9 protein-coding genes and 1 tRNA gene are annotated in these 10,866 nt (G+C 56.7%); 2 read left to right on the forward strand and 8 right to left on the reverse strand.

The annotated features are described in order from the left end of the window. Positions 1-337: 337 nt before the first annotated feature. Positions 338-3,811 (forward strand): DUF389 domain-containing protein, encoded by a 3,474-nt coding sequence (locus U9R25_14775; protein ID MEA3337171.1) that lies wholly within the window; start codon positions 338-340, stop codon positions 3,809-3,811. Between the two features lie 13 nt (positions 3,812-3,824). Beyond that, positions 3,825-4,187, forward strand: a complete 363-nt coding sequence (locus tag U9R25_14780) for a phage holin family protein (protein MEA3337172.1) — start codon at positions 3,825-3,827, stop codon at positions 4,185-4,187. Positions 4,188-4,238: 51 nt separating this feature from the next. Here U9R25_14780 and U9R25_14785 read toward each other — a convergent pair. From U9R25_14785 to U9R25_14820, 8 genes are all read right to left on the reverse strand, one after another. Next, positions 4,239-4,312 (reverse strand) — tRNA-Val (locus U9R25_14785). 81 nt (positions 4,313-4,393) lie between these two features. After that, complete coding sequence (locus tag U9R25_14790; protein ID MEA3337173.1) at positions 4,394-5,317, reverse strand: uroporphyrinogen decarboxylase family protein; 924 nt, start codon at positions 5,315-5,317, stop codon at positions 4,394-4,396. Continuing rightward, positions 5,314-6,549, reverse strand: coding sequence for an MFS transporter (locus U9R25_14795; GenBank protein MEA3337174.1), 1,236 nt, complete (start codon positions 6,547-6,549; stop codon positions 5,314-5,316). Before U9R25_14795 ends, U9R25_14790 begins: the two co-directional genes overlap by 4 nt. Then, positions 6,546-6,695 (reverse strand): hypothetical protein, encoded by a 150-nt coding sequence (locus tag U9R25_14800; GenBank protein MEA3337175.1) that lies wholly within the window; start codon positions 6,693-6,695, stop codon positions 6,546-6,548. The genes U9R25_14795 and U9R25_14800 overlap by 4 nt, the downstream gene beginning before the upstream one ends. Positions 6,696-6,789: 94 nt before the next feature. After that, positions 6,790-7,530, reverse strand: coding sequence for an amino acid ABC transporter ATP-binding protein (locus tag U9R25_14805; protein MEA3337176.1), 741 nt, complete (start codon positions 7,528-7,530; stop codon positions 6,790-6,792). Beyond that, positions 7,523-8,389: an amino acid ABC transporter permease gene (locus U9R25_14810; GenBank protein MEA3337177.1), complete on the reverse strand. Its 867-nt coding sequence runs from the start codon at positions 8,387-8,389 to the stop codon at positions 7,523-7,525. Before U9R25_14810 ends, U9R25_14805 begins: the two co-directional genes overlap by 8 nt. 12 nt (positions 8,390-8,401) lie before the next feature. Next, complete coding sequence (locus tag U9R25_14815; GenBank protein MEA3337178.1) at positions 8,402-9,457, reverse strand: ABC transporter permease; 1,056 nt, start codon at positions 9,455-9,457, stop codon at positions 8,402-8,404. A gap of 14 nt (positions 9,458-9,471) precedes the next feature. After that, positions 9,472-10,545 carry an ABC transporter permease gene (locus U9R25_14820; protein ID MEA3337179.1) on the reverse strand — a complete coding sequence of 358 codons (1,074 nt, stop codon included), beginning with the start codon at positions 10,543-10,545 and terminating at the stop codon, positions 9,472-9,474. Positions 10,546-10,866: the final 321 nt, after the last annotated feature.

The raw sequence follows: 10,866 nt of genomic DNA on the forward strand, positions 1-10,866 counted from the left end.
CAAATGTCGCCCTTCGAAGTCCTCCCGGACCGCCGACCTCACGGTCCGCCTAGCTCTCGCATCGTCTGCTGACGTGCTGGCGTAGCTCACGCACCGCCTAGCTCTCGCATCGTCTGCTGACGTGCTGGCGTGCTGTCGTGCTGGCGTAGCTCACGCACCGCCTAGCTCTCGCATCGTCTGCTGACGTGCTGGCGTGCTGGCGAGGCTCAGGATGTCATTTGACCCGGATTTTGGCAAGTGCGTAACTCCAGTTATGTAACTTTACATATTCCAGTCGGATTAGTGAGGTACCTTGGTAGGTGAAGATGCTCGATTGCCATCTGGAGGGTGATCAACGATGAACGATCAGGTCGAACAGATCAAGGGTACGGCGCGTTTCAGTCGTGTTCTGGGACTAAACCGGACAATTGTGCTTGGCGCCAGCGTGAGCGTCGGTGTCGGCATCTACATTCTGCTTGGGCTGGCAGATCAACTGGCCGGACGGGGGTCGGCCTCGGTTGCCTACATACTGATGATGATAGCGGCACTGCCCATTATTCTGACCTATGCGGAACGGGCTGGTGTGACTCCCGGCAACGGTGCCTACAACCTGGCTCGTTTAGGGGGCAACCTCATGCTCACTTTTGCCGCTGGTTGGGTGTTGCTTGCCGGCTACATCGCATTGATTTCTCTACTGGCCTGGGGTGTTGGCTTACAGATTGACATAATAACGAATGAGTTTTTCGAGTTTGGTCTTCCAATCAAGTGGGTTGGTGCAGCGGCGGTTCTTCTGGTCGTTCTTAACAACCTGGTCGATACCAAAGGGAGCTGGGTTGTCAAGACCGTCATGGTAACGGGTGCCGTTGTCATGATCCTGATCATGGCGATGCGAGGTGCCGGTGCCGCTCAAGAGGTAAGTCCCTTTTCTGAATATTCCTGGAGCGAAAGCGTCGCTAACAAAACGATCGCAGGCATCCTTGGCGCCAGCCTGTGGGGTTTGAACATCATTCTGGGTTCGCGCGATTCCATCCATCGTCCGACCCGAACGATCCCCTTGGGGTTGCTGGTGAGCGTTTTACTGGCCGGGGTGCTGGGCGCTATATCGGCTGCGGTGGTTTACGGTTACCCGGGGGCTATCGAAAATCCTCTGGCGCCCCTGGCCAGTCTTCCTGGGTTTGAGGACTTCCTGTCTGATGAAATCGCCAATATGCTGTATGCGACCGCAGGGCTGTTTGTGTTGCTGCTGGCTCTAAACTGGGCTACAATCAATGGCCTTCGCCTCCTGGGTGACATGCAGCGCGACGGCTATCTGCCTGATCGCCTTTCCCCAGCCTCCATTCGATTGACTGGACCGGTTCCTGCTGTGGCGGTTCTCGGCGGGGCAAGTGTTGTGCTGCTTCTGTTCTCTTCCGTTGGGATCATGGCCAGACTGGCTGCCCTGACCTTTTTTTGGTCGGTTGCTCTTATTCATATCCCCGACTTGCTGAACTCCCAACCGAATTTGCCGGAAAACCGGCGTCCAAAACTGCCTTTCCATCCCATTTTTCCAGGATTGACGGTTGCCGTAGGGCTGTTTGCCCCTGCTACCCTGCTTGGCGAGATATGGCCTTTCATATTGGTCTGGGGTGGCCTGGGCGCATTGTACTACGTTTGGATGGGCCGTGCGAAAGCGGTCGACGTGCGCAGCCAGGACATGGTGGTGGGCAGGGAGCAAACCATCGATGCGGAAGAAGATGACGTATCTTACCGGGTCATGGTCGGCATTTCCAATCCCGAGAGGGCGGGTGAGCTTGTGCAAGCTGGGATTCAGCTGGCCCTGGCGCGAAATGGAAGCTTGCGGGTGTTGCGCATCGTCACGCCGCCAGATCAAATGCCGGCCAACTTGAAGCAGCGCGAAGCTCAGGAGCAGTGGGACAAACTCAGCCAGTTTCTGCTGGACACCGTGGATACAGATGTTCCTATTCGAGTGCTGGTCAGGTTGGCCCCAACGCCGGCAGATGGTATTGTGCAGACCGTGTTGGAGGAGAACATCGACCTTCTCTTGCTGGGTTGGGAGGGTGGAACCCTGTCTGGCGAGGGTTTGTCCCCTGACCGCATTCTGAACATAGTGGTGCGAAAAGCCAGGTGTGAAGTTACGATACTCCGGGGAAAGTTTCCCCTGCAGATTGCGCGGGTGGTGGTACCTACCGATGGCAGCCCTCATGCCATTGCAGCCCTGAAACTTGCACAGGACCTGGTCGAACCGACTGGCGGGCAGGTGTCCCTCATCAACGTCACAACGGCAAGATCACGGACAACAGACGAAGAGGATATCAGGGCGCCTTTGGACGAGACTCTTGAATCGGTATCAGTAGGTGAGAATGTGATACCGGAAACCATCGAATCCTCCTCTATAAAAAAAGGGATTCTGGACGAAACTGGTGATGTCGATCTGCTGATGGTTGGCAGCTCGCGGCAGGGCATCTCTGACAGTGCCTATTTTGGGGGATTGGCCGCCGAAATAGCTTTCGGTTCCCGAGTGCCTGCCATGGTGGTGCGGGCATATGAACCCGCCCCGCATGCAGTGATGGCTAGCCTGTGGGATTCTGTGGCAGATCAGATGCCCAGGTTAACCACAGCCGATCGCACCCAGGTGGTACAATCGATGCGCGCCTCGGCGGTCCCCACGGTCGATTTCTTTGTTCTGATCTTCCTGGCGTCGGCTATAGCAGTGCTTGGGCTTCTGCAGAACAGCGCGGCGGTGATCATCGGTGCCATGCTGGTCGCACCGTTGATGAGTCCCATACTTGGCATTGCCATGGGCATGGTGATGGGTGATCTGCAGATGATGTGGACTGCGATCGAGGCAACGGCCAAAGGTCTGGTAATGGCCATTTTCGTCGGCGCGGTCATCACTATTGTTTCCCCGATCGATTCGGTCACCAATGAGATCATGGCGCGTACTGAACCGAATATCCTGGATCTGATGATTGCGATGTTTTCGGGTGCGGCAGCCGGTTACGCGATCTGTAGAAAGGAGGTAGCTGCTGCCTTGCCCGGGGTAGCCATTGCGGCCGCTTTGGTGCCACCGCTAACGGTGGTGGGCTACGGTTTGGCCGTGTCGCGGCTTGATATCTCTGGTGGAGCCCTGTTGCTTTTTATCACCAACCTGATCGCCATCGTTCTGGCAGCGGCCATCGTATTTCTTGTGCTGGGTTTTCTTCCCGAACGTGCGGAGCGCAGTGATCTTGCCCGGGGCCTCAAGATCACCATAGGATCCTTGGCGGTTATCTCGGTACTGCTGGGGATAGCCACGGTTTCCACCGTGCGCGAGATCAATCTGCGCCAGGACGTCGAAGCGATCTTTGCGAGCGACGTCATTTCGCAATCGGCCCTTGTCGAAACGATCGGATTCCGTCGAACTGGGGAAACGCTGAATATGGATGCCCTGGTAATCGAATACGTCGATGACGAGCTATCACCAGAAGAGTGGACTGAACTCAATGAGGAACTTGAGCAAGCCGCCGATGGTCCGGTCAATATCGATGCAACGATAATCGAGGGCGAGCTTGTGACGATCGATGTCGACCAGATGGATCAAACGCGAACACTGATCCTGGTGTTCGAGCGGGAGGTCCGGGCACGGTCAGCGGAGACTATCGATGTTGTCACGAAGAAAACGCCCAGCGGCTTTATCCTGGAATCTTCCCTGATCGCCTTTGATTCGGAGAGGATGAACGAGGAGGAATTGGCGTCAATCCAGGAGAAGCTCAGTGCCGAGATGGCGGCGCCGGTCACTCTGCGAGTCATAGTGGTTGCAGGTTACCGCACCGAACTGGATGGCGTGAACTGAAAGGAGCACAACAGTGAAACGATTGTTTTTCCGCCTGGCTATCAATGCGATAGCCCTCTGGGTGGCCGCTTACCTCATTTCCGGTTTGAGCCTGGAGGGAGGAGTCGCTCGACTGCTCCTGGCCGCAGCCGTGTTTGGCCTGGTAAACGCCTTGATCAGACCTATCGTCAAGTTATTGACCCTGCCGATCAACTTCATTACCCTGGGCCTTTTTACCTTTGTGGTCAACGCGCTGATGTTGATGCTTACCGCCTGGCTGATTCCTGACGGGGTCACCATTGCAGGCAACTTCTTTGAGAGTTTCCTGATAGCCGTGGCTGCCAGCATTGTGATCAGTATCGTCAGCACGATCCTGAGCTGGATATTGCCCGATTAAGAGAAAATAAAAAAGCGGTCGATTGTCCAACAATCGACCGCTTTTCAAGAGTGGGCGGTACAAGACTCGAACTTGTGGCCTCCACGATGTCAACGTGGCGCTCTAACCAACTGAGCTAACCGCCCTGCAGGTGGAATTATACCACAGGCCGCGGGCAGAGCAAAAAGAGCCTGGCGCTGGCCCCCACAGATTTGCGCCATCTGTCGTCAATTGGCGATGTTTTTCCCAACCTGATAGAGGGTTTCAAGATTGGCTCCCGGTATTCCGGGCATCAGGCCACCGCTGGTCCCAAGGATAACCGATGTATCGATCAGGGGATGCAACATGTCTGCCACGTAACGCTGGATTTCCTCGATCCCGCGGGGCACGGCAAGCCAGCCCACGTCTATGTTTCCCCAGAGACAAAGCTGAGGGCCTGCGTGCTCTCGGACACGAGTCATGTTCATAGCCGCGCCAGGTTCCATGCCCTGCAGGCCGTCGATTCCGGTTTCCAGCAGATCGTCCATGATAGCCCACAGGTTGCCGTCGGAGTGAAAAACCACCGGATGCCCCGCGCTTTGGATGGCCTCGACCAGCACGGTCAGATAGGGGAAATAGTTCTGTCGAAGCGCCTTTGGGCTGATATAGGTTGCGCGGCGATAAGCGATGTCGTCCCCGATGATGATCCCATCCGCTCCTTTCGCTCGAAGCCGGCCGGCCATTTCGGCAAGCATGACGACGGACTCCGCCATGAAGCGCTGTTCCGCCTTGCCGCCGCTGGTCAAACGCATCAAGGCAGACTCCCAACCCCAGGCCCTGGCCGCCGCGCTGAAGGGGCCGTCCACCAATGCAAACACAAACAGGTCGCTGTCGGCGTGCCATGCTTCCAGAGCAGCTTCAGCTTCCTCCGTGTCAGGCTGGGTGGGGCTGCCCCAGCCACTGGAGAAAGGCACCACGACCAGATCCTGGTTGAGCCGTCGCAGCACGGCATAACGGGCCGACCAGGAAACCGTTTCCTCGTCCAGGCCGATCAGGTCACGCACGAATTCGTCTTCAATGACAAGTTCGCCACAGGGCAATTCTTCCGGCCGCTCTCCCCGAAGAACACTGCGCACCAGTTCCCGGGATGGCCGGTTGCTTTTTTTGCTCATGGTCCTAACGATTCAGTTCCTTTCCCAAGAGCTGCGGGCACAATCGCCTGTTCCTGAACCCAACGATACAACACAAAGACTGCCAATAGTGTTCCGCCTGCACCGAAAAGGGCCGGTCCCACTATTCCCCAGCTTTGGAACAGCGCAGCGCCAACGAAGGCACTGGCCGCGCGGGTGATGGCAGATATCATGGCGCCCATGGATAATACTGTGCCGCGGGCCCGTGGCACCTGTTCTGACAGCAGGCCTATGTTGGAGACGATGGTGAATTCGAAACTCATGGTAAAGAGAAACATGCCGGCGACAGCGAGCTTCTGGGTTCCCTCGAAAAGAGGCAGCAAGATCAACGCGCCGGTCATCGCCATCAGGCCGATTCCGACGCCCCGCTTCTTGCCTATCCGGTCGATGAAGAGACTGCTGAAGCCCGATGCTGATAATTCTGCCACTCCCAGCAGCGCAGCGATTCGTCCGATCTCGTTGGGCGCCAGGCCAAAGGAATTCTCCATCCAGGCGCCGTATGTGACAAAAAAGCTCTCGGCTGCGACAAACATCAATCCGCTGACGGCGAGGGCCGCCCTGGCACTTGGCACGCCCAGCACGGAGAGGGTCAGGTCAAGGAAGCCCCGTTGTATCCGCGCAGCCTGTTCCCGACCGCCGGGCAACAGGAATGGTAGCGGTGAGGCTGCCAGGCTGAGGATTCCTGTCAGGCGAATTGGCATCTGCCAGCCGTACCGAACCATCAGGAGTCCCACCAGCGGCAGGATGAAGAGGCCGGTAAGCGCCCAACTGAATTCCACGATCCCCAGGGCCCGTCCCCGTCGCTGGAAAGGGACCTGGTTACTGATCACCGTATGCAGCGTAGGAACGAGCACTGCAGCAGCCAGGCCCAGAAGAACCATGGAGGGCACGGCCGCCCAGAATCCCTGAGCAGTGCTCAACCATAGCAGGCTGAGTCCCTGCAGGAACAGGGCGCCGACCAGGAGAGGACGTGGCCCATGCCGGTCGTTCCAGGTTCCAAAAATGGGGCTCGCCACGATCATGGCAGATCGTATGGCAAGTAGCAGACCACCCTGGGCAAGACTTATGCCCAGTCCCCGGCTGATAACCGGCAGGAAGGGATACATCATGCGCATTGCCGTATCGACGGTCAGGCGCATGAGGATCGACAGGCCAATCAGACGGCCCTGATGGGCTGATTTGTCGGGGCCGGGAAACGCTTCAGGTGACGTCATCGGTATTCGGGGCGGTCGGCGGCCCAGGTCCGATCCAGAAGTTTCAGGATGTCAGCCGGCAGTGGTTGAATTTCGTCGGATATGACCGTTCTGTTCATGGGCAATAGCAGCGCCCGCATAGCGAAAATGCGGGCGTAAGGTGGCATATCTCGGTCTGATCGCCGGGGGAAAATCCTGCAAGCCTCGACTGAAGTAGCACCGCGGGCAGCAATGGAGTCGCCCGCCACGCGCTCCGACAAATCAATGTTGCAGGATTTTGCCAAGGAACTGCACGGTTCGCTCGTGTTGCGGATTGTTGTACAGATCGTCGGGTGTGGTATCTTCGATGACGATTCCTTCGTCCATGAAAATCAAGCGATCGGCGGCGGCACGGGCAAATCCCATCTCGTGGCTGACGCAGACCATGGTCATGCCGGTTTTGGCCAGGTCAAGCATCACGTCCAGTACCTCTTTGATCATCTCCGGATCCAGCGCGCTGGTGGGCTCGTCGAAGAGCATGATCTTTGGATCCATGGCCAGGGCGCGTGCGATGGCGACGCGCTGCTGTTGGCCGCCCGACAGTTGGCCCGGGTAAACGTCGGCTTTTTCTGGAATCCCGACCCGCTCCAACAACTGTCGGGCCCTGGCCTCGCGTTCGTCCGACTTGCGTTTGCGCACCACTTTTTGTGCCAGCGTGATATTTTCCATTGCTGTCAGGTGGGGGAACAGGTTGAATTGCTGGAAGACCATGCCGATCTCAGCACGCATGGCATTGATGTCGGTCTTTTTGGCCTCCATGTCCACACCATCGACAATGACGTGGCCTGCCGTCGGTTTCTCCAGATGATTGATGCAGCGCAGCAAGGTGGACTTGCCGGAGCCGCTGGGGCCAATGATGACCATGACCTCACCCTGTTGGATTTCCAGGTCGACGCCACGCAAAGCCTGCACATTGCCAAAGTACTTGTATAGGTCAACGACCTTGATAATGGGATCAGACACCGGTCTTCCACCTCCGTTCGATGAACCGCACCACGAAAATAAACATCAGGGTCAGGACCAGGTAGAGAAATGCTGCCGAGTTGTAGCCTTCGAAGGCCCGAAAGGTACGTGACACGAACAGGCGGGCACTTTGCAGGATTTCCGGCACGGCAACGACGCTGACCAGCGCCGAATCCTTGAGCATGGCGACAAAATCGTTGGCAAGGGGTGGCACCACGCGCCGAATCGCTTGCGGCAGGATCACGTAACGCATTGCCTGTACATAGCTCATGCCCACAGAGCGCGCGGCCTCCATTTGGCCTCTTGATATGGACTCGATACCCGCCCGGTAGACCTCAGCCAAATAGGCGGCATAGCCGAACCCCAGACCCAGGATTGCCCCCTGGATGCGGGTTAGCTGAAAGGCGCCATTGGAAGCCTCGCGCAGGGCAGGTACCACGACGAAACCAATCCAGAGGATCAGCACGAGCATGGGCACACCGCGCATGACTTCGACGTAAAGAGTGCTCGCGTGGAACAAGATGGGATTCTTCGAGACCCGCATGATTCCCAGGACCAGACCTACCACCAGGGCAATCAGATAGGACACGATGGTCACGTATAGCGTGACGCGAATACCTGCCGTGATGACATCCAATGGCGGGGGAAAGCCCGTTTCCACAGTTGTATCGGGATTCGTGATAAACGAGAGAGCCTCCCGGTAGATGGGGTCTTGCAGCATTTTCGCAAGCGCCACCGCCAGGCTGACAGTCAGGATTACAGCCCACCATGGGAAAGCGCGCATCTGTTGGCTGAATGTTGAGCGGTCCTTGATTGTGGTGTTCGATGCCGTGTTGGGCGGTTGTTCCGTAAGACTCATGGTTCTTGCTCCCTAGCGGTTCTTCATGCGAGGGTCAAGGGCATCCCGCAGACCATCGCCCAGCAGGTTGAAGCCGAGGACAGTGATCAGAATCGCCATGCCCGGGAAGAAGATCAGATGTGGCGCCGTGAACATCTGGTTGCGTTCAGCGCCAATCATGGCGCCCCACTCGGGGGTCGGCGGCTGTGCTCCCAGGCCGAGGAAAGACAGGGCAGCCGTGTCGAGGATTGCCGTGGCGATTCCAAGTGTGGCCTGCACGATCAAGGGAGAGGTAGCGTTGGGAAGGATCGATCTGAACAAAATCCGATTGGGCTTTGATCCGACCGATCTGGCTGCTGTGACGAATTCCTGTTCCTTGAGCGAGAGAACCTGTGATCTGGTCAGGCGGGCATAAGTCGGGATGTAGACGATGGAAATGGCGATAAGTGCTGTCAACAGCCCGACATCTTCGAAACCCAGGATACTTTGCAAACTGGCGATTCCCCGGGCAACAAAACTTTCCTCCGGCATCTGCAGCAGGGCCACGTTAATGGCGATGGCCAGAATCAGAGCTGGAAACGCCAATACCACGTCCATCAGGCGCATGGTGACGTTGTCCACTCCTTTTCCCATATAGCCGGCGATGGCACCTATCGTTGTGCCAAATAACACGGCTATGATGACCGTGTAAAGCCCAGCCTTCAGGGAGACTCTGGCTCCGTAAACCACCCGGCTATACAGGTCACGAACATTGCCATCGACGCCGAAGTAGTGTTCAGGATCCTCTGGATCGCACTGGAACCAGCGAATCACCGGCCAGGAAGGCAATGAATTCGCTGCATGGATGCAGGGTGGGGATCGCCGCCTGACGTCTTCCTTACCGATCAATACCTCATTGGGATCGTGAGTCGCTATTACCGGGGCAAAGACAGCCACCAGGATCAAAAATATGATGGTGACCAGGCCGACCTGTCCGGAACGGCGACGTGTGACCAGGTCTCGGCCGGCTTCAGCCCAGAGACCCCGGCTTTTTCGCTTGGGTGCCGCCAGGTCCACTGGAGGGGATGAAGCAGTGTCTTGTGTCGTCATGAAAGCTCCAACGACTAGCCTAAACGAATGCGCGGGTCCAGGAACCCGTAAAGAATATCGACAACCAGGTTGATGATCAGGAAGCCGACCGCCGTTACCAGCGTGAAGCCCTGGATAACAGCATAATCCCGGGCCAATATGGAGTCGAACAGAATGCGACCCACGCCGGAGAAACCGAAAATGGTCTCGGTCAATACAGCGCCACTCAATAGAAAACCGAGGGAAAGACCAATAATCGTAACCACCGGCAGCAACGCGTTGCGCAGGGCATGTTGTATCAAAACGACCCGTTCAGAGAGGCCTTTGGCCCTCGCCGTGCGGGTGTAGTCCGATCCGATAACTTCAAGCAGACTTGAGCGAGTGAGGCGGGCGATGATTGCCAGGGGAATCGTGCCCAACGCAACTGCAGGCAAGATCAGGTGCTTGAAACTATCCAACAGGAGCTCACCGTTGAGGGTCACAACAGCATTAAAAAGATAGAGGTTACTCAAGAATTCCATTGGCGTATAGAGCGCATCACCCTCCTGGATGTTTAGCTTTTCCGCCAGGGAGGGCACACTCATTCCTGCCGACAGACGCCCCGAGGGCGCCAGGGCAAATGGCGTATCCTTCAAAACAATCGCGAAGATATAGGCCAACAACAGCCCCAGTACAAACACAGGAATCGATACGCCCAGGTTCGCACCCATCATGGTGAGCACGTCAATAGAGGAGTTCTGGTTTTTTGCACTGACGATGCCAAGAAACATGCCAACGGTGATGGCGATAAACATGGCGCTCATTGCCAGTTCAACTGTAACGGGAAGTCGCTCGATCACCAGCTCGGTTACAGGTTTTCCATATCTGAAGGAAATGCCCAGATCTCCGTGCAACACGTCATTGAAGTAGATGAGAAACTGCGTAATCATCGGTTTATCCAGGCCATATCGTTCGTTGAATGCCGAGCAGGTTTCCTCGTTGGCCCGCTCACCCAGCATGGCAACACAGGGGTCACCGGGCAACAGCCGAGCCAACGCAAAGGTGACGAAAAGGATGCCGACCATCACGGGGATCGCGGCTATGATTCGCTGCATAAGATACTTGAACATGCGGGACTCCGGTCGTTTCTTTTTCCTGTTGCACGAAGAAAGATGGGGCGCTGAGCCGGTATCAGGCAGTCAGCGCCCCATGATAGGAAACGAGATTTAGGTAGAGAACCCGGTCCCGGTCCTGATGCCAGGCTGGCAGAAGCAGTTAGGCATCAGGAAAGCCAGGAAGGGTGGCAGGAGACCGGGTATCATGGTGAGCAGGTTACTCGGCGTTCTTGAAGGCGTTGAAGTAAGCCTGGAAGTAGGTGAAATTGCCATCTCGCCCGACATGGAGGGGGTTGGCCATATCCCACTGAACTTCCCAGGAGGTGACAACATCTT

It is taken from the genome of Chloroflexota bacterium, assembly GCA_034717495.1.
In the GTDB taxonomy this organism is placed as follows: domain Bacteria; phylum Chloroflexota; class Anaerolineae; order JAAEKA01; family JAAEKA01; genus JAYELL01.